The organism is Rossellomorea marisflavi (assembly GCF_001274775.1).
Classification (GTDB): domain Bacteria; phylum Bacillota; class Bacilli; order Bacillales; family Bacillaceae_B; genus Rossellomorea; species Rossellomorea marisflavi.
Genome location: NZ_LGUE01000001.1, coordinates 646,914 through 666,484 on the forward strand (window position 1 = coordinate 646,914; position 19,571 = coordinate 666,484).

Genomic DNA, 19,571 nt, shown 5'->3' on the forward strand with positions numbered 1-19,571 from the left:
ACAGGACGAGGTGGAAGGACCATGAAAGGTAATGTAGTAGTGATCGGGCTTGGACTCATCGGGGGGTCACTTGCCCTGTGTATAAAGAATCAGCATCCAGAAGCAAGGGTTGCTGGGTTTGACGTGCAGGAGAAGGAAATGAAGCTTGGACTCAGCCTCGGAATCATCGATCAGGCCGTCGACTCTTTGAAGGATGCAGTTGAATCAGCGGATCTGATCATCATATCGACACCTGTCTTCCAGACGGAAAAACTTCTTGACGCATTCAGGGATTTCGATTTGAAACCGTCTGTCATCATTACCGATACAGGGAGCACAAAAGCACAAATCATGAAGAGGGCGGAGACGCTCCTTCCCGAAGAGTGGTGCTTCATAGGCGGACACCCCATGGCGGGCTCCCATAAAAGCGGCGTCACAGCTGCCAAGGACTTTCTATTTGAAAATGCCTTTTACATGCTCACTCCCGGTAAAGGACGTTCAAAAGAGAGGGTTGAGGAGCTGAAGCAGTGGCTCAGCGGGACACAGGCGAAGTTCATCGTGATCGACCCGAAAGAACATGATGAGGTAACAGGAACGATCAGTCATTTTCCACACATTGTGGCAGCCTCCCTTGTGCAGCAGGCGAAACGCCATGCTGAAGATCATCCGTATGTGAGGAGGCTCGCTGCAGGAGGGTTCCGCGATATCACCCGGATCGCTTCATCGAGCCCCGTCATGTGGAAGGACATCACCATGCAGAATAGGGAAGTCCTCCTTGCCCAGCTTGCTCAGTGGAATCAGGAAATGAAAGAAGTCATTGATATGATTGTTGAAAATGATCCCGACGTGATTGCAACGTACTTTCAGGAAGCAAAATCATTCAGGGACGAGCTGCCGATCCTTTCCAAAGGCGCCATCCCTTCCTTTTATGATCTCTTTGTGGATGTCCCCGACTATCCTGGTGTGATCTCCGAGGTCACGGGGTATCTTGCCGAAGAAGAGATCAGTTTGACCAATATCCGGATCATGGAGACAAGGGAAGACATATATGGCGTGCTGGTCATCAGCTTTCAAACGTCCCAGGACAGGGAAAAGGCGATGAAATGCCTGACCAATAAAACAGATTATGAACTATTTCTAGGATGAGGTGAATCGATATGCAGGACAGTAAAAGACTGGCGAAACCGGCAAATGGACTGAATGGAGAAATCAATGTGCCGGGTGATAAATCCATCTCCCACCGTGCCATCATGTTCGGCTCCATTGCAGAAGGGGAGACGAAGGTACATAACTTCCTTATGGGTGACGACTGTTTGAGTACAATCTCATGCTTCAGGAAACTCGGGGTGCAGATCGACGTCTCTGATGATGAAATCATCGTACACGGTAAGGGCTGGGACGGACTGGAGGAACCTGTTGATATTCTTGACACAGGAAACTCCGGAACCACAACCCGGCTCATCATGGGGCTCCTTGCAGGGCGGCCTTTCCATTCCGTCCTCATCGGTGATGAATCCATTGCCAGACGGCCGATGAAGCGGGTGGCCGACCCGTTGAAGCAGCTTGGGACAAAGATCGATGGGCGCGCAGGCGGGGATTATACACCCCTTTCCATCAGGGGTGGGGATCTTCAAGGGATCCGATATGAACTACCCGTTGCAAGCGCCCAAGTGAAGTCTGCGATCCTTCTTGCCGGCATACAGGCCGAAGGGGTGACAGAAGTAATCGAACCGGAGCGGACCAGGGACCACACCGAAAGGATGATCCTCCAGTTCGGGGGAGAAGTCTCAAGGGATGGGCAAAGCATCAAAGTGACGGGAGGCCAGGCATTCAAGGGCTGTACGGTCGATGTGCCTGGAGATATATCTTCGGCAGCCTTTTTCATGGTGGCGGCAGCCATCGTTCCAGGAAGTCGTGTTCGCTTGAAACAGGTAGGGCTTAATGAGACAAGGACGGGAATCCTATCTGTCATGAATAAGATGGGTGCATCAATCGAAGTCATTCCTTCGAATGATGATAAAGGGGAACCTGTAGGGGACCTTGTCGTTGAAACATCCAGTCTGCATGGAATCGAAATCGGAGGCGATATCATCCCGACCTTGATCGATGAAATCCCCATTATCGCTCTCCTCGCCACCCAGGCAGAAGGGACGACTGTGATCAAAAATGCAGAAGAGCTGAAGGTGAAAGAGACGAATCGCATCGATGCGATCGTCGAGGAACTGAAAAAGCTCGGCGCCGATATCGAAGCCACGGATGACGGGATGATCATACGCGGGAAGACGGACCTGCACGGAGGAGAAGTCCATTCATGGGGGGATCACCGTATCGGCATGACACTGGCCATCGCGTCCTTGATCACGACTTCTGATGTGGTATTGCAAAACCATGAAGCCATTAATATTTCATATCCTCAATTCTTCGAACATATCGATCAATTGATAGCACGCACATAGTCATGGAAGCATCACCTCCTTCATAGCTTGTCTATAAAGGAAGGTGATGTTTTCATGACTTCATATATCTTGGAACATGTAAGGATGGTTGGTGGCTCGGAACCCGTCTCGATCCTGGTGGAAGAGGGGATCATCTCGGCCATCAGACGTTCTTTTCCCCAGTATCGTTTCATGCGGGTGGATGTTTCTCCCTTTATCATGGGGCCATCCCATGTTTTTTGCGACCTTGACTATCCGGGGCACCTGATCCATCAAGGGTCCATGGATGACTTCATAGGCAAAGGGTGCACAACCATCCTGACGGCCTTTCACCTTGAATATGAATATCGATTTGAAGAAAATTGGAGGGGCATCAAGAAAACGATGGAATCAAGTCCCCTCGATTTCATCATCGGGATGAAGACAGCCCCTCAAAGGATCACACCGGGGATCATCCGTCAGTGCAGGTCCCGCAGAGTCCCTGTCATCTGGACTGACATCATGGATATCGATGCACTTTTGGCGGTCCCGTGGGGGTGGATCAGAGAGGCCCTCAATCACTACCCCATTACTTTTGTCCCTTTTTTTTCGACGGAACCGGACACCAAAACCCGTGAAAGGCATCTGAGGATCTGGCAAAATACGATGAAATCGGTGAAGATTCCCCATATCGGTCTCCCGATTGGACAAAAAGTCCCTCTTGATGACGAGGTTTTGAAAAAAATCGGGATATACCCACATAGAGGAATTCTATCTCCCGGCAGAGAAATTAGTTATAACCTTTATTTGGAGAAGGATGAGGAGGGCGACTTGCTCGTTCGGGATACCCAACTTGTGCTAAAATGTACGATGAGTAAAGGGGAATGTCTTTTCCTGGACGGGCGTCCCATAGCTTGTGAAGGAAAAGGAGAAGAGATTGTCATACGCACCCCTGGATTTTTTGTGGAGCCTACTCCATACCGGCTGTAATGCCGAGGAACATACATGTAAAGGATGAAGAGATTGACCATGACCACTGGAGAAAAAATGATCGCTTCCCTGGAAGAAGGCAAACTGGAAGAAGCAATGAAGCACCTTGATGAAACAATGAAGTTCGGCACACATGAAGAAAAGTTCTCACTCGCAGAGGAACTGCATCACCTCGGCTTCCTTGAAGAAGCCAAATCGCTCTATGAGAATCTGCTGGAGTACTATCCTGGTGAAGGGGAGCTCCTTATCGAAATCGCTGAGATCCTGGTGGAGATGGATAAGGAAGAAGAAGCCGTGGAACGCCTGTCGGAACTTGATGAGGAAGATCCCGTCTATCCGAGGGGACTTCTCCTGTTGGCAGATCTTTATCAGATGCAGGGACTATTTGAAGTCAGTGAGCAGAAGCTCAAGTGTGCCAAGGTCCTTCTCCCGGATGAACCTGTCATCGACTTTGGGCTAGCCGAGCTTTATTCGGAAACAGGCAGATTCCTTGAGGCTATAAGGTACTATACGGCCCTTGTCGAAGCAGGCCACACAGAGTTCAGCGGTGTCCATATCCATCAGAGGCTGGCTGAGGCATATAGTGTTGGAGGGGCATTCGAGGAAGCCCTGAAGCATTATGAGATAGCCCTTGAGGAGCACCTTGAGATCAATACCCTGTTCGGCTACGGATTCACGGCCTATCAAGCGGGATTCTATGAAACGGCCATCGAAAAATTGGAGTCTGTCAAAGAACTGGACCCCGAGTATCACTCCGTATATCTCCTATTGGCACGGGCGTATGAGCATGATGAACGCCTCGAGGAAAGTTTGGAAACGGTCAGGGAAGGACAAAAACAAGATGAGTTCAACAAGGAGCTCAGCTTCTTCGGGGGCAGGATTGCATTGAAACTCGGTCTGGACTCCGATGCAGAAGAACTCCTGAGGAATGCCCTTGCCCTGGATCCCGGATATCTGGAAGCGGCCCTGGTCCTGAATAAGTTATTCTTCGCCTATGACAAATACGAAGACGTGCTTGAAATCGCAGCGATTGTCAAAGGGGAAGGAGAGGAGGAACCGCAACTTTCCTGGGACCTTGCCAAAGCATATGAGGGGCTTGAACAATATAAGGATGCATTAAACCATTATCGTCTTGCATATACTGACTTTAAGAATCATCAGGAATTCCTTCTCGAGTATGGAGAGTTTCTTGTAGAGGAAGGACTTCGGACAGAAGCGGTAGAAGTATATAAACAGCTGATCGTCATGGACCCGTCCAACGATGAGTGGCAGGATCTGATTGAAAGATTGCAAGACTAAACCAGGCATCACAGAAGGCATGTCCGAATATAGATTGTAACAGACCATTTTCGCAGAGGAGGGAATACCATGGCCACCCCTGTTTCTGTCAACGAGAAGAAAGATTTTATCCGCTGGTTTTTGAATCGATATCAACTGAAGCGCAGAGAATGCGTGTGGATCCTGAATTATTTGATGAGTCATGACCAATTGATGAAGAAGGTTCATTTCGTCGAAGAATCCCAGTATTGCCCGAGAGGACTCGTCATGTCCACCCACTGTGTGGAAGAAGTTCCGTTCAGGTTCTATAAAGAGAATATCATGACGACCGACGCGGAAAAGTCATTTCACGATATCCGTTTGAACAAAGAAGAAGACATTTACATCCAGCTTAATTTCAGCAAGGCAAATGCAAGCTATCAGTTCGCTGCCGTCCTGGAAGAGAATCCGTTCATGCCGAAATACCTTCTGATCAATGAGAAGGATAAGGCCGTTGCGGAGCAGTTCCTGACGGAAAGCCTGCACTCCTTCCATAAGGACCGTCTCCTGGAGGCGATCGACCGTGCCCTTGATGAGGGGGACAAGGACGCATTCCTTGATTTGACTTCGAAACTTCAAACGCTGGAAGGATGAAATGATAAGAGGCTGAGACAACCATGTTTTAGTCATAGTAAAACCCGAATCATTTGCCTACGATAAAGCAAATGATTCGGGTTTTAAATTTGTTTAATGAACATTCAAATTTCATCGTTTCGTTTNCCAGCGGTTGATCGGAGTGTAAGACGAAGACTCCTGCGGGAAGAGTAGCTGATGTGAGACCCCGCAGGCGTGCCGAGGAGTCTCACGGGCTACCCGCGGAAAGCGAAGTCTTGCATGGAGATCATGAGCGGTATTAAGATCCTATACTGATCGTGTTCGGCATTAAAGGGGACTCTTTTAGTTTTGTCCCATCTTCTTTTTATTTGCCTGGCTCCACTGATGAAATCGCTTTAAAACAGGGTGGACTAATGATATGATGGTAACGAAGGATAGATTTGTAAAGAGAGGGTTTAAAATGAATTGGAATACACATGATATAGACGTATTTGAACAGCAGAAGGAATACATAGACACCGCCGTCATACCGCTCATCCCGACCGATTTCGGAAGTGGAATCCGCACGTCTGCAGCACAGATGGAATTCATCACCCTCCTGTGCTTCCATCTCGAAAGGCAGTTCAAAGGCCGGATGATCATCACCCCGCCTTACACCTACTCCCTCAATACCCCATATCACGGTGAGCAGGAACGTCTCGCCCAGTGGGGAAACGGGCTGAAGGAGAGCGGTGTGAAGCATTGCTTCTTCCTGACGTCGGACAGCGGATGGAAAGGGGTGGAGGAGCTGATGGGGGACGGGTTGATCTGGGTGCCTTCGATCCCGCTTGAGCATCTCGACGAGCAATACAAGCATTCGATCATGGAAGATCAGGTGAAACAGCTCCTGAATGTGATTGTTCAGAAGTGGCAGAAAAATTCATAAAAACTTCACATTGTTGTATTATTTAGACAATACAGTTATTGATTTTACAAAAAGTTTAATATATCATGGTTATGTCCTAGTTTTATATTTGTGCGAAATATGTCCGGGATGGACTTACCTTACGACAGAGGGGGGAAAAGGATGAGCAAACAGCGTGTTTCCAGACGTCAATTCCTTAACTATACACTCACGGGTGTAGGCGGTTTCATGGCAGCCGGGATGCTGATGCCGATGGTCCGTTTTGCTGTTGATCCAGTTTTGAAAGCGGAAGCATCTGGGGATTTTAAAGCAACGAAACAAAAAGTGTCCGAACTTTCCAATGAGCCTGTGCGTGTCGACTTCTCTTATGAGCAGAAAGATGCCTGGTATACATCGGATGTGACACAGACGGCCTGGGTCTACAAAAACAAGGAAGGCAAGATCATTGCCCTTTCACCGATCTGTAAGCACTTGGGTTGTACGGTCAACTGGAACGCAAGTGAAGATCACAAAGAAATGTTCTATTGTCCATGTCACGGCGGACTTTACCACAAGAATGGTGAAAACGTTCCCGGGACACCGCCTACCGCTCCGTTGGATTCATATCCGACAAAAGAGAAAGACGGGATCCTGTATCTTGGACAACCTGAACCAAATAAATTCGTTAAGAAGTAGGGAGGGCGTATTCAGTGCTTAACAAGATCTATGATTGGGTGGACGAGCGTCTAGACATTACGCCGCTATGGCGTGATATTGCGGATCACGAAGTGCCTGAACACGTAAACCCTGCGCATCACTTTTCTGCGTTCGTTTACTGCTTTGGCGGTTTGACGTTTTTCGTTACCGTTATTCAAATCCTGTCCGGGATGTTCTTGACGATGTACTATGTTCCGGATATCAAAAATGCATGGGAATCGGTTTATTATCTGCAAAATGAAGTGGCATTCGGACAGATCGTACGCGGGATGCACCACTGGGGTGCCAGTCTCGTAATCGTCATGATGTTCCTACATACCCTGCGCGTATTCTTCCAGGGAGCCTATAAAAAACCTCGTGAATTGAACTGGGTCGTTGGGGTATTGATCTTCTTCGTCATGTTGGGTCTAGGCTTCACGGGCTACTTATTGCCTTGGGATATGAAAGCGCTATTTGCGACGAAGGTCGGCCTTGAGATTGCGGGAGCAACCCCGTTCATAGGTGATCAGGTCAAATCCCTCCTCGCGGGTGATCCCCATATCGTAGGGGCGCAGACGCTTACACGATTCTTCGCGATCCACGTATTCTTCCTGCCGGCAGCTTTACTCGGACTGATGGGAGCTCACTTCCTCATGATCCGTAAGCAGGGTATATCTGGACCGTTGTAAAATCGAACAAACCTATTAAAAGGAGGGGACATTATGCATCGTGGTAAAGGGATGAAGTTTGTAGGGGACTCGCGTGTTCCTGCTGAACGAAAACCGAATATTCCGAAAGACTATTCGGAGTTCCCTGGTAAAACAGAAGCCTTCTGGCCGAACTTCCTGCTGAAGGAATGGCTGGTGGGAGCTGTTTTCCTGATCGGTTATCTTTGCTTGACAGTGGCTCATCCATCTCCGTTGGAACGGATCGCCGACCCGACGGATACGGGATATATTCCGCTGCCTGACTGGTATTTCTTATTTCTCTATCAATTATTGAAGTACACGTACGCATCTGGTCCTTATAATGTGATTGGTGCCTTCATCATTCCGGGAATCGCTTTCGGTGCGCTTCTCCTGGCTCCTTTCATCGACAGGGGTCCGGAACGACGCCCGACAAAGCGTCCATTTGCAACCGGCTTCATGCTTCTTGCACTGGCTGCAACCTACTTCCTGACATGGGAGTCCGTCGCGACACATGACTGGGCTGCAGCGAAGGAGCAGGGGAAGATCCAGGCAGAAGCTGACTTTGATAAAGAGTCAGAGGGGTATAAGATCTTTGCAGATCAAAAGAATGGTTGTATCAACTGTCACGGTGAAAATCTCCAAGGCGGAGCAGGACCATCCCTTGTTGGGACGGGACTCTCAGCCGATGAAGTGGCGGATATCGCTGTGAACGGTAAGCCGCCTGGAATGCCTGCCGATCTATTTCAAGGCTCCGATGAGGAACTTGATAAGCTGGCAGAATTCATTTCAGGTCTAGAATGAATAATGTTGAAGAGAGCCGCTAACGCTGGCTCTCTTTTCTCATGGACAGAAAGGTGAGGATGAATATGATCTGGTTATGGTCATTGTTAAAGAATCGAAGTTTTTTGTGGCTGCTTCTGGTGGTCAACGTGCTCGGCACGATATACGGATACATATGGTATATGCCTCAGCTTGAGAGGACACCGGGGATCTTCATCCCGTTTGTACCGGACAGTCCGACAGCAAGCCTGTTTTTCTGCTTTGTCCTTATCGCCTTCCTGCTTAAGCGGAATTGGCCGATATTCGAGGTTCTGGCCATCATCACCCTCTTCAAGTACGGGGTGTGGGCGATTGTCATGAATCTGCTGACTCTTTGGGTATCGGGTGATCTTCCTTGGGAAGGATACATGCTCATGGTGTCCCACGGGGCCATGGCGGTCCAGGGAATCCTATACTCCTCGTTTTATCGGGTGAAGCCTTGGCATATCATGGTAGGGGCCGTATGGGCAGTCCATAATGACATCATTGATTATGTGTATATGCAATATCCGGTCTATTCCCAGCTATACATGTACATACAGCACATCGGTTATTTTACCTTCTGGCTCAGCATCGCCTCTATTGCAATTGCCTATTATTTCACCCAGAAGACGGCGAGGAACTCCCTGAGTTTGTAAAGAGGTCTACTCTTGTCCACCCCTTCATACACTTTACTAGTAGCAATAGGGGGGACGAGAATGAAAGTCATTCAACTATTATTTATTGTCATAGCGCTCATGCTGGTACCGAAACCATTTCATGCCCTGGGGGAATCGCCTGCCGGTACAGGGGAACTTGATGAATTGGCCGACCAGGCACTTCAGATGACGAAGGCAGGGAAATATGAAGAGGCAAAAAAGTTCCTTACCCACTTTTCTGAGGTATTCCCCGCTTCGGGTGGCAGCCGCCCCTTGTCCATGGATGAGCTGAGGATCCTGACGATGTCCCATGACTATGCCGTGGAAAGCATCAATCAGGTTTCCGCTGACCATGCCCAAAAGGTGAATGCGGTAACCAAGTTCAGGCTCGTGATCGATACACTGTCAAGCCGCTATCAGCCCCTTTGGGTTGAGATGGAGGACCCCATCATGGAAGCTTTCAGCGACGTGAAGACTGCAGCCGAAGAAGGGGATATGGAGGCCTACCACTCCACATTGAATGCATTTCTTTCCAAATATAATATCATTCAGCCAAGTGTGAGGCTCGATCTGCCTGTGGAACGTTCCCAGGCGCTTGATGCCAAAATCACCTATTTGGATCACTATCGTAAAAGCGTGCTCAAGAGCGAGGGGATGACGGAATTGACCACGTTGGAAGGAGATTTGAAGGACTTATTTGAAAATGTGACCGAGGATGAGGCCGATCCGTCCTTATGGTGGGTGATCATTTCTACAGGAAGCATCATCATTTCCACATTATCTTACGTAGGTTGGAGAAAATATAAGGGTCAAAAGGAAGCGAAAACAACAGAAAGACAAAAAAATTGACATGAACCTTATATCACTATAGAATTTAGGTAATTTAACATGTGGAGGTTATGGCGATAATGGTAGGATTTTTGATTTACTTTCTACTGATCGCTCTCATTCCGATCATTGCACAGATGAGAGTAAAAAGCACATTCAATAAATATTCCAAAGTCAGATCCACTTCAGGAATGACGGGTATGGAAGTAGCCCGCAGGATCCTGGATGATAACGGATTGTATGATGTAAAAGTTGTAGAAGGCAGGGGATTCCTGAGTGACCACTACAACCCGGTCACCAAAACGGTGGCACTATCCCCGGATAATTATCACGGTCATTCCGTTGCCGGTGCGGCCGTTGCAGCGCATGAGGTCGGACATGCAATTCAGGATGCGGAAAGCTATGCATTCCTAAGGTTCCGTCACAGGTTGGTCCCCCTTGCGAATATTGGTTCCAACATGTCATGGATCTTCCTCATGATCGGGATCTTTACCCAAGCGACAGGCATGTTCATGCTTGGGATCATCCTCATGGCACTCGGTGTCGTGTTTCAGCTCGTTACACTGCCGGTTGAGTTCAACGCATCCTCACGGGCCATGAACCAGGTGGTTTCACTCGGTTTGATCCGCAATGAGGAGGAGCGTCACGCGAAGAAGGTGCTGAACGCGGCGGCCATGACGTACGTGGCGGCAGCGGCGGTGGCTATCATCGAGCTTCTCCGTCTGATCTTGATCTATACCGGTATGAACAACGATGATTAATAAAAACAGCTCCAGACGATCCTGAAGGGATCTGCTGGAGCTGTTTTTTTATCTTAAAAGGGCTCTCAAAGGTCGAGGGGATTCTTATCCGCATCCAAGGTGAAACCTTCTCCAAGGACGTCATGCACGACGGTAACAGATACGAAGGCGTGAGGATCTATGGCATTGATGATATTTTTAAGCCGGACGATTTCGTTTTTCCCTACCACGCAATAGAGGACTTCCCGGTCTTGCTTTGTGAAGGATCCGTGCCCCTTCAGCACGGTGACGCCGCGATCCATCTTGTCATGGACCATCTTGGCGATCTCTTCGTGATGGTCGGAGATGATCATGGCGCCCCTGGCCGCATACGCGCCTTCCTGCATGAAGTCGATGACCCTTGCCCCCACGAACACGGCGACGAGCGTATACATGGCTTCCCGGTATTGAAGATAGGTGAGGAGGGAAGCTAGGATGACGACGGCGTCAAACATGAACATGGTCCTTCCCATGCTCCAGCCGATGTACTTATGGGCAAGTCTTGCCAGGATGTCGACTCCTCCCGTCGTCCCGCCGAAACGGAAGATCGTTCCGAGTCCGATCCCGACAAACACACCGGCAAACAGGGCGGCAAGGAACAGGTCTCCTTCCAGATTGATATTCATCTGATAGCGCTGGAATATCCATAGGAAGACGGAAAGTCCGACGGTGCCGATGACGGTATACCCGAACGATTTCTTACCCAGGAGCTTCCACCCGAGAATGAACAGAGGGATGTTGAGGGCAAGGTTCGAATAGGATGGATCGATGTGGAACAAAAAATATAGGATCAGGGTGATCCCGGTGAATCCGCCCTCCGCCAATTCATTTCTCATGTTAAAATGAACTAATCCGAATGCGAAGATGGCTGAACCCAGGATGATGAAGATGATATTTTTAAGGCGGAGCCCTAACATGTTGAAACCTCCCTCAATGCCGTAATGAACTGGTTGACAGAGACATTATATAGGAAGGGATACAAACTGGCAATAACATTTATAAACGACCGGGGGCATGCGTAATAGTTGTATTGACGGTAAAGTTTAGCTAACATGATAAAAGATAATAGAGGAGTGTGGGAACTCATGAATAAGAAGACGATGGAACAAATGCAAAACGATGTGGATGCATACATAAGTCAATTCAAGGAAGGGTACTTCAGCCCATTGGCCATGATGGCCAGGCTGACCGAAGAATTGGGCGAACTAGCCAGGGAAATCAATCATTATTATGGTGAAAAGCCAAAAAAAGATTCGGAAACTGAAAAGGCCATCGATGAGGAGCTGGGTGACCTTTTGTTCGTGGTGATCTGCCTTGCCAATTCGCTTGGTATAAGCCTCGATGATGCACATGAGCGAGTGATGGAAAAATTCACTACCCGTGATAAAGATCGCTGGACCCGTATAGAAGGAGGGGATGACAATGGAAATGATTAAGGTGTCGATAGCAGGGCCGAGGGGAAGAATGGGGAAGGAAGCCGTCACCCTTGTGGAAGAAACGAATCATTTCGAGTTGGTGAGTGTGATCGATCATAAACAGGAAGCTTCTGCCGGGGTCCCTGTGTTTGCTTCGCTGGAAGAATGTTTCGCTCATGAACTTCCGGACGTCCTGATCGACCTTACAACCCCTGAAGTGGGGTATACGCATACGAAGACCGCATTGGAGCACGGTGTGAGATCGGTTGTCGGTACAACGGGATTTACAGCGGAACAGTTGGAAGAGCTTAAAACCCTGGCGGAAGATAAGGGCATCGGTTGCATCATCGCACCGAACTTTGCCATCGGGGCCGTCTTGATGATGAAGTTCTCACAAATGGCGTCAAAATATTTCCCGGATATCGAGATCCTCGAGCTCCATCATGATCAGAAGCTTGATGCACCGTCCGGAACGGCGGTGAAGACGGCTGAGATGATCAGGGAAGTTAGGGAGTCGAAAGAACAGGGACATCCCGATGAAAAGGAAACCCTCCAGGGGGCACGTGGTGCCGAAATGGATGGTATACACATTCACAGTGTGCGTCTTCCGGGACTCGTGGCCCATCAGCAGGTCATGCTTGGCGGTGAAGGGGAACTGTTGACGATCCGTCATGATTCATTCCATCGAAAGAGCTTCATGTCGGGCGTGAAGGTATGCGTGGAGACGGTCATGGAGCTGAAGACCCTCGTCTACGGCCTTGAAAATATACTGGAATAGAAGGTGACATTCATGAATATTGCGCTAATCGCCCATGATAAGAAAAAAGACGATCTGATTCGTTTCGTTTTGGCTTATCAGCCCATCTTTGAGCAGCACTCCCTTTTTGCCACCGGGACGACCGGTACAAGGATCACGACAGAAACCGGATTGCCGGTCCATCGCTTCAGGTCCGGACCCCTTGGGGGAGATCAGGAAATCGGAGCTTATATCGCTAATGATAAGATGGACCTTGTCCTGTTCTTCAGGGACCCATTGACTGCCCAACCCCACGAACCGGACGTATCAGCCTTGATACGCCTATGTGACGTGTATTGTGTTCCACTTGCAACGAATATGGGGAGTGCGGAAGTTCTGGTCAAGGGGCTGGAAAGAGGAGATATCGAATGGAGGAGCATCATCAATGGGAATGAGTGAGCCACCAATCGATATCCTGGCCTTTGGAGCCCATGCCGATGATGTCGAAATCGGTATGGGGGGTACCATTGCCAAATACGCCGCAAAAGGGAAACGCATCGTCATCTGCGATCTTACCCATGCCGAACTGTCATCCAATGGAACGGTGGATCTTCGCTTGGAAGAAGCGAATAAGGCCGCAGAGATCCTTGGTGCATCAGAGAGGATCACCCTCGATATTCCCGATCGGGGCATATACATAAACGAGTATCACTTGAAAAAGGTCGTCGAAGTCATACGTACGTTGCGTCCCAAAGCCATCTTTGCCCCGTATGAAAAGGACCGCCACCCCGATCACGGTAACGCATCCCGTCTGATCACTGAAGCGTACTTCTCGGCGGGGATCCGTAAGTTCCACGGGGAGTTGGACGCCCATAAACCCCAGCATTTATATTACTACATGATCAACGGTTTCCACCGTCCGGACTTCATGGTGGATATCGAAGGCTATATGGATAAGAAGGTGGACAGCCTCCGTGCCTATACGAGTCAGTTCATTCAGGCGTCAGGCGTGGCGACACCGCTCACAAAAGGCTATATAGAGTCCGTGGAGGCGAGGGAAACCATGATGGGGAAGGAAGTAGGCTCCCTTCACGCCGAAGGGTTCTTCACTCATTCCCCCATTACATTGCATCATGATTTATTAGGAGAGTAACAATAATGAAGTTGAAAATCGGAATCACATGCTACCCGACAGTCGGGGGCTCGGGAGTCGTGGCAACAGAGCTTGGAAAACTGCTTGCAGAAAGAGGGCATGAGATCCATTTCATCACCTCGAGCATCCCTTTCAGATTGGACAAGATGTACCATAATATCTACTTCCACCAGGTGGAGGTGAATCAGTACTCCGTCTTCCAGTATCCGCCTTATGATATCGCACTGGCCAATAAAATGGCCGAGGTCGTGGAACGGGAGGAACTTGATATCCTCCACGTCCATTATGCGATCCCTCATGCCGTCTGTGCCATCCTTGGGAAACAAATGTCGGGTAGGGACGTGAAGATCGTCACCACTCTTCACGGCACGGATATCACGGTGCTCGGATATGACGCCTCACTGACGGGGGCGATCCGCTTCGGAATTGAAAAATCCGATGTTGTAACAGCGGTATCGACTGCCCTCGTGAAGCAGACAGACGATTTGATCCGTCCAGACAAAGATATACGCACGGTATACAATTTTATCGATGAAAGGGTGTACCGGAAAACCGACTCAGCCCACCTTAGAACGGAATACGGGATAGAGCCTCATGAAAAAGTGCTCATCCACGTTTCGAATTTCAGAGGGGTCAAACGGGTGAAGGATGTCGTAGGTGCATTTGCCAAGATCCGGGAAGCTGTTCCTTCAAAGCTCCTCCTGGTAGGAGACGGCCCAGAAATGGGGACAATCTCTTCTCTCGTAAAAGAACTGGGGATCGAGGAATATGTCTTATTCCTGGGTAAACAAAATAACTTGGAAGAACTCTACTCCATCAGCGACCTGAAGCTGCTCCTGTCCGAAAAAGAGAGCTTCGGTCTTGTGGCCCTGGAGGCCATGGCCTGTGGAGTACCTGCGATCGGCACTGATATCGGGGGGATCCCGGAAGTGATCGAAGATGGGGTGAATGGCTTCATCTGTCCACTCGGTGACCTTGAAGCCGTGGCAAGTAAAGCCGTCAAGGCATTGAAGGACGGAGCTCTTTATGCAGAGCTCTCGAGGAATGCACTTGAAACCGTACGCACAAAATTCCACCGCAATCGAGTGGTCGACCAGTATGAGTCGATCTACAAGGAATTGATCTAAGGGGGAGATAGGATGTTACCGAGGGAATTTTCCCAGGCGCTGCCCGTTCTCCTTGAATTGGAAGCGAACGGATATGAGGCGTATTTTGTCGGTGGATCAGTCAGGGATCATCTCATTGGACGGCCCATCAATGATGTCGATATTGCTACTTCTGCCCTTCCTGAAGAGGTGAAAAGCATTTTCAAAGATACGGTGGATATCGGAATCGACCACGGAACCGTTTTGGTATTGACGGGCTCGGGAAGGTTTGAAGTGACGACCTTCAGGACGGAAGCAGGCTATCAGGATTTCAGGAGACCCGATTCCGTCGATTTTGTAAGGTCCCTTGAGGAAGATCTTCAAAGGAGGGACTTCACCATCAACAGCATGGCCATGGATGCAAGGGGCAGGATAAAGGATCCGTTTGGAGGCAGGGGGGATCTTCACGACAAGAAGATCCGCACGGTCGGTCTCCCTGATGAACGATTTTCTGAGGATGCCCTCCGGATGATGAGGGGGATACGCTTCGTTGCCCAGCTTGGTTTCCATATGGAAGATGAAACAAGAGAGGCGATTGTCCGCCACAGCTCCTTGATGAGCCATATCGCCGTCGAGAGAAAGACCATGGAATTTGAAAAGATCCTCGCTTCAGTGAACAAACATTTGGCCTTTGACCTCCTGATCCGTACCAGGCTATACCGTGAGCTTCCGATGCTGAAAGAGTATGGGAGCGTTATGGAAGCCATGAGGGAGAACCCTGCAGTGAGATCACTCTCAAAGGATCAGTCATGGCTATTCCTGCTCTTCCATGTGATGGATGGCGGATTCTTGAAATCCTGGCGACTGCCTAAAAAGGAAATCAAAGAGAGGGAAAAAGAGCGGGAATCGTTGAAGAAACGCCTTGAAGGAGACTGGTCTCCACTTCTACTGTATAAGACAGGAAGGAACGGGGTAGTGAACGTAGAATCCGTTGCTTCCTGTATCTCAGGCTCTCCCCGTTCTGAAGTACTCGATCGCTACGACGAACTGCCCATCCATTCAGTAAAGGATATCGAGGCGACCGGCTCAGAGTTTATCAAATGGAAAGGGAAGCCGGGAGGACCATGGGTGAAAGAGGAGATAGCAAAAATCGAAGCGGCCATCTTAAACGGAGAACTTCCGAATGAAAAGGCGTCAATCAAAAAGTGGGTGAAAACATGCAATCGGTCATAAGAGAGAAGCTTTTGTCGGCATTATCGGATTCACCGGATGATTTCCTGTCCGGCCAGGCACTCGCTGACATTGCGGGCTGTTCACGGGCTGCCGTGTGGAAGCATATTGAAGAGCTGAGGAAAGAAGGATTCGTCCTTGAAGCTGTCAGGAAGAAAGGGTACCGGATCATCGGTTCGCCTGACAGTGTGACCGCAAACAAATTGAAAATCGGTCTGAAGACGAAGACACTCGGCCAGTATATCCATTATGAAGAAACGGTGGGAAGTACCCAGAAAGTTGCACATGAACTGGCTGCCAATGGCGCTCCTGAGGGAACGCTTGTCATTGCAGATGAGCAGACGGATGGACGGGGCAGGCTGATGCGGGAGTGGCATTCATCGAAAGGGACAGGTGTGTGGATGAGCCTGATCTTGAAGCCGCTCCTCCCACCCCAAAAAGCTCCCCAGTTCACATTGATCGCAGCTGTGGCTGTCGTACAGGCCATTCAGGAGACAACGGGACTGGAGCCACAGATCAAATGGCCGAACGATATTCTGATCAATGGCAAGAAAGCGACCGGGATCCTGACGGAGCTTCAGGCGGAACCGGATAAAATCAGCTCCATCATCATCGGGATCGGCATGAACGTCAACCAGACCCAAGAGCATTTTCCCGATGAGTTGCAAAGCATTGCCACCTCCTATGGAATGGTAGCTGGTCGTTCACTTTCCCGATCTGACATCGTCCAGAAGGTGTTAGAACGGATGGAGGCACTCTATGAACTGTATATGGCTAAGGGGTTCACTCCCATCAAACTCATGTGGGAAAGCTATGCCGTCAGTATCGGGAAGAGAATCACGGCCCGGACGATCAACGGGTCCATCGAAGGATATGCCCGGGGGATCACAGAAGAAGGGGTCCTTCAGATCGAAGATGATACCGGCCAACTTCACCATATTTATTCGGCTGATATTGAGTTGTCCCGATAAGAGGAGCAAAAAGCTCCTCTTTTTTTTACGTTCTGACTTGCATCTTCTTCTTCGCCATATGCTATAATCGGAATTGGGCAGTATCTCTCAGGAACTGCACCTTAAAGCGGTTACATCCATACGTGAAAACTAAAATCTGCCTTGATCCGTTCAGGACTGGGACAGAGGGTCGAAACTTTACGATAATCCAGGGATCCTTCTGTCAATTTCTTTGCAGAAGGATCCTTTTTACATCATTTTGTTTCGTCACCTCTGACTGAAAAGAAGGAGGAACTTATGAAACAGACGACACAATTTCTAAAGATGAAAGAAAGCGGAGAAAAGATCTCCATGCTGACGGCCTATGATTATCCCACGGCGAAGCTTGCTCAGGAAGCAGGGATCGACCTGCTTCTGGTAGGTGACAGCCTCGGTATGGTCGTACTCGGATATGATTCAACGGTAGCTGTTACCACCGCTGATATGATCCACCATACGAAAGCGGTCAGGAGAGGTGCTCCAGACACGTTCACGGTGACAGATCTACCCTTCATGACCTATCACCTCTCAACAGAGGAGACATTGAAGACGGCAGCAAAACTCATGCAGGAAGGCGGGGCCCATGCCGTGAAGGTCGAAGGAGCGGGTACGGTCGTCGATCGGATCCATGCCCTTACGGCTGCCGGGGTCCCTGTCATGGCCCATCTCGGCCTCACCCCGCAATCCGTCGGGGTCCTCGGAGGGTATAAGGTCCAAGGGAAAACAGCTTCCCAGGCGGAAAAGCTGATCAGGGATGCCAGGGAGTGCGAGGCGGCAGGAGCCTTTGCCCTCGTTCTCGAATGCGTGCCTAAGCAGATTGCTAAAGAAGTCTCCGAAGCCCTCTCCATCCCGGTCATCGGGATCGGGGCCGGAAAAGATACCGATGGGCAAGTACTGGTCTTTCATGACATGGTCCTGTTCGGAGTCGACAGGACGCCCAAGTTCGTCAAATCGTATACGGACGTGTCCCGTGCTGTCAGGGGTGGAATTGCTTCCTATATTGAAGATGTCAAGGAGAAGAGGTTCCCGGACGATGAGCACTCCTTCTCGATGAAGGAAGAAGAGCTCAATAGCCTTTACGGTGGTGGACAGAAATGAGATGCATAGACAACATCAGGGAGCTGACAGACGTCCTGACACATAAAAAGCAGGGCTCAGGGATCGGCTTCGTTCCCACCATGGGTTATCTTCACGAAGGGCATCTCTCCCTTGTAAAGAGAGCAAGGGAAGAGACTGATCTTGTGGTGATGAGCATTTATGTGAATCCCACCCAATTTGGACCGAATGAGGATTTTGACCGGTACCCAAGGGATCTGGACAGAGACAAGGCACTGGCAGAAGAAGCGGGGGTCGATATCCTGTTCCTTCCCCGCACGGAAGAAATATACGCCGGGACAGCATCGGTCACCCTTCATGTAACAGAAGGGGTGCACGTGATGTGCGGCAAGAAACGGCCGGGTCACTTTGATGGTGTGGTGACCATCCTCACAAAACTATTTCACATCGTACAGCCGGACCATGTGTATATGGGGCTGAAGGATGCCCAGCAGGTGGCCGTGGTGGAGAGACTTGTAAAAGACTACTTCTTTCCACTTACCATCGTCAGGGTACCGACCATGAGGGAAAGCGACGGGCTTGCCAAAAGCTCCCGGAACGTCTATCTTTCTACCCGAGAAAGGGAGGAAGCCCCTGTTTTGCAACATAGCCTGCAGCGTGCACGGAAGGCGATACAACAGGGGGCCCGTTCACCTGAAGAAGTCATCTCACTCGTACGTGAAACGATCGAATCAGGGACGTCAGGAGTCATCGATTATATCGAAGTTCTCTCTTACCCTGGACTGTGCCCGGTGGAAGAGTGGGATGGGGAAATCATCGTAGCACTCGCCGTCCAATACGAGAAGGCAAGGTTGATTGATAATATGATTATCACAGTCTCAGAGGAGGATAAACATGTTTAGGACAATGATGAGCGGGAAGATCCACAGGGCCCGCGTGACGGAAGCGAATTTGAATTATGTGGGCAGCATCACGATTGATGAGGAGATCCTTGACGCAGTGGGGATGGTGGCAAATGAAAAGGTCCAAGTGGTCAATAATAACAATGGAGAACGCCTGGAAACCTATATCATCCCCGGTAAGCGTGGGAGTGGTGTCATCTGCCTGAATGGAGCAGCTGCTCGGAAGGTTCAGGAGGGGGATATCGTGATCATCGTCTCCTATAAGCTCATCGGGGAAGAACACATTACCCGTCATGTGCCGAAAGTGGCGATCATGGATGAGAATAACACCATCGTGGAAATGCTCGGTACTGAACCGGAAGCAACGATCTTTTGACAGTGAACACGAAAGAGGGAGATCCCGGGATCATCCCTCTTT

23 protein-coding genes are annotated in these 19,571 nt (G+C 49.6%); 22 read left to right on the forward strand and 1 reads right to left on the reverse strand.

The genetic code is table 11. The features are described 5' to 3' along the window. The first annotated feature begins 21 nt into the window (after positions 1 to 21). The 12 genes from AF331_RS03270 (at position 22) to AF331_RS03325 (ending at position 10,569) form a co-directional block, all read left to right on the forward strand. Positions 22 to 1,125 carry a prephenate dehydrogenase gene (locus tag AF331_RS03270; protein WP_053426738.1) on the forward strand — a complete coding sequence of 368 codons (1,104 nt, stop codon included), beginning with the start codon at positions 22 to 24 and terminating at the stop codon, positions 1,123 to 1,125. An 11-nt stretch (positions 1,126 to 1,136) separates the two neighbouring features. Next, positions 1,137 to 2,435, forward strand: a complete 1,299-nt coding sequence (gene aroA / locus AF331_RS03275) for a 3-phosphoshikimate 1-carboxyvinyltransferase (RefSeq protein ID WP_053426739.1) — start codon at positions 1,137 to 1,139, stop codon at positions 2,433 to 2,435. Positions 2,436 to 2,489: 54 nt separating this feature from the next. After that, positions 2,490 to 3,383 carry a hypothetical protein gene (locus tag AF331_RS03280; protein ID WP_053426740.1) on the forward strand — a complete coding sequence of 298 codons (894 nt, stop codon included), beginning with the start codon at positions 2,490 to 2,492 and terminating at the stop codon, positions 3,381 to 3,383. A gap of 39 nt (positions 3,384 to 3,422) precedes the next feature. Further along, a complete protein-coding gene (locus AF331_RS03285) occupies positions 3,423 to 4,682 on the forward strand; it encodes a tetratricopeptide repeat protein (protein ID WP_053426741.1) in 1,260 nt (419 codons plus the stop codon). 69 nt (positions 4,683 to 4,751) lie between these two features. Next, positions 4,752 to 5,294 carry a ReoY family proteolytic degradation factor gene (locus AF331_RS03290; protein ID WP_053426742.1) on the forward strand — a complete coding sequence of 181 codons (543 nt, stop codon included), beginning with the start codon at positions 4,752 to 4,754 and terminating at the stop codon, positions 5,292 to 5,294. A gap of 421 nt (positions 5,295 to 5,715) precedes the next feature. After that, on the forward strand, positions 5,716 to 6,180 hold the full coding sequence (locus tag AF331_RS03295; RefSeq protein WP_053426743.1) for a YpiF family protein: 465 nt from the start codon (positions 5,716 to 5,718) through the stop codon (positions 6,178 to 6,180). 141 nt (positions 6,181 to 6,321) lie between these two features. Next, positions 6,322 to 6,834 (forward strand): QcrA and Rieske domain-containing protein, encoded by a 513-nt coding sequence (locus AF331_RS03300; protein ID WP_053426744.1) that lies wholly within the window; start codon positions 6,322 to 6,324, stop codon positions 6,832 to 6,834. Between the two features lie 14 nt (positions 6,835 to 6,848). Continuing rightward, positions 6,849 to 7,523 (forward strand): menaquinol-cytochrome c reductase cytochrome b subunit, encoded by a 675-nt coding sequence (qcrB, locus tag AF331_RS03305; protein WP_048005872.1) that lies wholly within the window; start codon positions 6,849 to 6,851, stop codon positions 7,521 to 7,523. A 33-nt stretch (positions 7,524 to 7,556) separates the two neighbouring features. Then, complete coding sequence (locus AF331_RS03310) at positions 7,557 to 8,324, forward strand: menaquinol-cytochrome c reductase cytochrome b/c subunit (protein ID WP_053426745.1); 768 nt, start codon at positions 7,557 to 7,559, stop codon at positions 8,322 to 8,324. A gap of 65 nt (positions 8,325 to 8,389) precedes the next feature. Then, positions 8,390 to 8,980 (forward strand): lipoprotein heptaprenylglyceryl N-acetyltransferase LhaT, encoded by a 591-nt coding sequence (lhaT, locus tag AF331_RS03315; RefSeq protein ID WP_053426746.1) that lies wholly within the window; start codon positions 8,390 to 8,392, stop codon positions 8,978 to 8,980. A 60-nt stretch (positions 8,981 to 9,040) separates the two neighbouring features. Next, complete coding sequence (gene ypjB / locus AF331_RS03320) at positions 9,041 to 9,829, forward strand: sporulation protein YpjB (RefSeq protein WP_053426747.1); 789 nt, start codon at positions 9,041 to 9,043, stop codon at positions 9,827 to 9,829. A gap of 59 nt (positions 9,830 to 9,888) precedes the next feature. Beyond that, positions 9,889 to 10,569 (forward strand): zinc metallopeptidase, encoded by a 681-nt coding sequence (locus tag AF331_RS03325; protein ID WP_200908235.1) that lies wholly within the window; start codon positions 9,889 to 9,891, stop codon positions 10,567 to 10,569. 65 nt (positions 10,570 to 10,634) lie between these two features. On the opposite strand, the gene AF331_RS03330 is transcribed toward AF331_RS03325, so the two are convergent. Further along, on the reverse strand, positions 10,635 to 11,504 hold the full coding sequence (locus AF331_RS03330; protein ID WP_048005868.1) for a YitT family protein: 870 nt from the start codon (positions 11,502 to 11,504) through the stop codon (positions 10,635 to 10,637). A 168-nt stretch (positions 11,505 to 11,672) separates the two neighbouring features. Between AF331_RS03330 and AF331_RS03335 the strand changes: the two genes are divergently transcribed. The 10 genes from AF331_RS03335 to panD all read left to right on the forward strand — a co-directional run bounded on the left by AF331_RS03335 (position 11,673) and on the right by panD (position 19,529). Next, positions 11,673 to 12,023, forward strand: coding sequence for a nucleotide pyrophosphohydrolase (locus AF331_RS03335; protein ID WP_053426749.1), 351 nt, complete (start codon positions 11,673 to 11,675; stop codon positions 12,021 to 12,023). After that, positions 12,010 to 12,780 carry a 4-hydroxy-tetrahydrodipicolinate reductase gene (gene dapB / locus AF331_RS03340; protein ID WP_053426750.1) on the forward strand — a complete coding sequence of 257 codons (771 nt, stop codon included), beginning with the start codon at positions 12,010 to 12,012 and terminating at the stop codon, positions 12,778 to 12,780. Before AF331_RS03335 ends, dapB begins: the two co-directional genes overlap by 14 nt. Positions 12,781 to 12,792: 12 nt before the next feature. After that, positions 12,793 to 13,197: a methylglyoxal synthase gene (mgsA, locus tag AF331_RS03345; RefSeq protein ID WP_053426751.1), complete on the forward strand. Its 405-nt coding sequence runs from the start codon at positions 12,793 to 12,795 to the stop codon at positions 13,195 to 13,197. Then, entirely contained in the window at positions 13,190 to 13,891 is a 702-nt protein-coding gene (gene bshB1 / locus AF331_RS03350) for a bacillithiol biosynthesis deacetylase BshB1 (protein ID WP_053426752.1), read from the forward strand. Before mgsA ends, bshB1 begins: the two co-directional genes overlap by 8 nt. Positions 13,892 to 13,896: 5 nt before the next feature. Further along, entirely contained in the window at positions 13,897 to 15,018 is a 1,122-nt protein-coding gene (gene bshA / locus AF331_RS03355; protein ID WP_053426753.1) for an N-acetyl-alpha-D-glucosaminyl L-malate synthase BshA, read from the forward strand. A 12-nt stretch (positions 15,019 to 15,030) separates the two neighbouring features. Further along, the gene (locus AF331_RS03360; protein WP_053426754.1) at positions 15,031 to 16,209 is read left to right on the forward strand and encodes a CCA tRNA nucleotidyltransferase; all 1,179 of its coding nucleotides are present in this window, start codon (positions 15,031 to 15,033) and stop codon (positions 16,207 to 16,209) included. Next, the gene (locus tag AF331_RS03365) at positions 16,194 to 17,177 is read left to right on the forward strand and encodes a biotin--[acetyl-CoA-carboxylase] ligase (RefSeq protein ID WP_053426755.1); all 984 of its coding nucleotides are present in this window, start codon (positions 16,194 to 16,196) and stop codon (positions 17,175 to 17,177) included. Before AF331_RS03360 ends, AF331_RS03365 begins: the two co-directional genes overlap by 16 nt. 276 nt (positions 17,178 to 17,453) lie before the next feature. Continuing rightward, positions 17,454 to 18,293 (forward strand): 3-methyl-2-oxobutanoate hydroxymethyltransferase, encoded by an 840-nt coding sequence (panB, locus tag AF331_RS03370; RefSeq protein ID WP_053426756.1) that lies wholly within the window; start codon positions 17,454 to 17,456, stop codon positions 18,291 to 18,293. Next, positions 18,290 to 19,153 carry a pantoate--beta-alanine ligase gene (panC, locus tag AF331_RS03375; RefSeq protein WP_053426757.1) on the forward strand — a complete coding sequence of 288 codons (864 nt, stop codon included), beginning with the start codon at positions 18,290 to 18,292 and terminating at the stop codon, positions 19,151 to 19,153. The genes panB and panC overlap by 4 nt, the downstream gene beginning before the upstream one ends. Continuing rightward, entirely contained in the window at positions 19,146 to 19,529 is a 384-nt protein-coding gene (gene panD, locus AF331_RS03380; RefSeq protein WP_053426758.1) for an aspartate 1-decarboxylase, read from the forward strand. Before panC ends, panD begins: the two co-directional genes overlap by 8 nt. The last annotated feature ends 42 nt before the right edge of the window (positions 19,530 to 19,571 follow it).

Bases quoted from the DNA above. Each gene is read 5' to 3' on its own strand.
- bshB1 (WP_053426752.1), top strand. From the start codon at position 13,190: ATGAGTGAGCCACCAATCGATATCCTGGCCTTTGGAGCCCATGCCGAT.
- panB (WP_053426756.1), top strand. From the start codon at position 17,454: ATGAAACAGACGACACAATTTCTAAAGATGAAAGAAAGCGGAGAAAAG.
- bshA (WP_053426753.1), top strand. From the start codon at position 13,897: ATGAAGTTGAAAATCGGAATCACATGCTACCCGACAGTCGGGGGCTCG.
- AF331_RS03280 (WP_053426740.1), top strand. From the start codon at position 2,490: ATGACTTCATATATCTTGGAACATGTAAGGATGGTTGGTGGCTCGGAA.
- AF331_RS03325 (WP_200908235.1), top strand. From the start codon at position 9,889: ATGGTAGGATTTTTGATTTACTTTCTACTGATCGCTCTCATTCCGATC.
- ypjB (WP_053426747.1), top strand. From the start codon at position 9,041: ATGAAAGTCATTCAACTATTATTTATTGTCATAGCGCTCATGCTGGTA.
- AF331_RS03290 (WP_053426742.1), top strand. From the start codon at position 4,752: ATGGCCACCCCTGTTTCTGTCAACGAGAAGAAAGATTTTATCCGCTGG.
- AF331_RS03335 (WP_053426749.1), top strand. From the start codon at position 11,673: ATGAATAAGAAGACGATGGAACAAATGCAAAACGATGTGGATGCATAC.
- AF331_RS03310 (WP_053426745.1), top strand. From the start codon at position 7,557: ATGCATCGTGGTAAAGGGATGAAGTTTGTAGGGGACTCGCGTGTTCCT.
- AF331_RS03270 (WP_053426738.1), top strand. From the start codon at position 22: ATGAAAGGTAATGTAGTAGTGATCGGGCTTGGACTCATCGGGGGGTCA.
- AF331_RS03330 (WP_048005868.1), bottom strand. From the start codon at position 11,504: ATGTTAGGGCTCCGCCTTAAAAATATCATCTTCATCATCCTGGGTTCA.
- AF331_RS03285 (WP_053426741.1), top strand. From the start codon at position 3,423: ATGACCACTGGAGAAAAAATGATCGCTTCCCTGGAAGAAGGCAAACTG.
- dapB (WP_053426750.1), top strand. From the start codon at position 12,010: ATGGAAATGATTAAGGTGTCGATAGCAGGGCCGAGGGGAAGAATGGGG.
- panD (WP_053426758.1), top strand. From the start codon at position 19,146: ATGTTTAGGACAATGATGAGCGGGAAGATCCACAGGGCCCGCGTGACG.
- AF331_RS03360 (WP_053426754.1), top strand. From the start codon at position 15,031: ATGTTACCGAGGGAATTTTCCCAGGCGCTGCCCGTTCTCCTTGAATTG.
- AF331_RS03295 (WP_053426743.1), top strand. From the start codon at position 5,716: ATGAATTGGAATACACATGATATAGACGTATTTGAACAGCAGAAGGAA.
- mgsA (WP_053426751.1), top strand. From the start codon at position 12,793: ATGAATATTGCGCTAATCGCCCATGATAAGAAAAAAGACGATCTGATT.
- aroA (WP_053426739.1), top strand. From the start codon at position 1,137: ATGCAGGACAGTAAAAGACTGGCGAAACCGGCAAATGGACTGAATGGA.
- AF331_RS03365 (WP_053426755.1), top strand. From the start codon at position 16,194: ATGCAATCGGTCATAAGAGAGAAGCTTTTGTCGGCATTATCGGATTCA.
- AF331_RS03300 (WP_053426744.1), top strand. From the start codon at position 6,322: ATGAGCAAACAGCGTGTTTCCAGACGTCAATTCCTTAACTATACACTC.
- lhaT (WP_053426746.1), top strand. From the start codon at position 8,390: ATGATCTGGTTATGGTCATTGTTAAAGAATCGAAGTTTTTTGTGGCTG.
- panC (WP_053426757.1), top strand. From the start codon at position 18,290: ATGAGATGCATAGACAACATCAGGGAGCTGACAGACGTCCTGACACAT.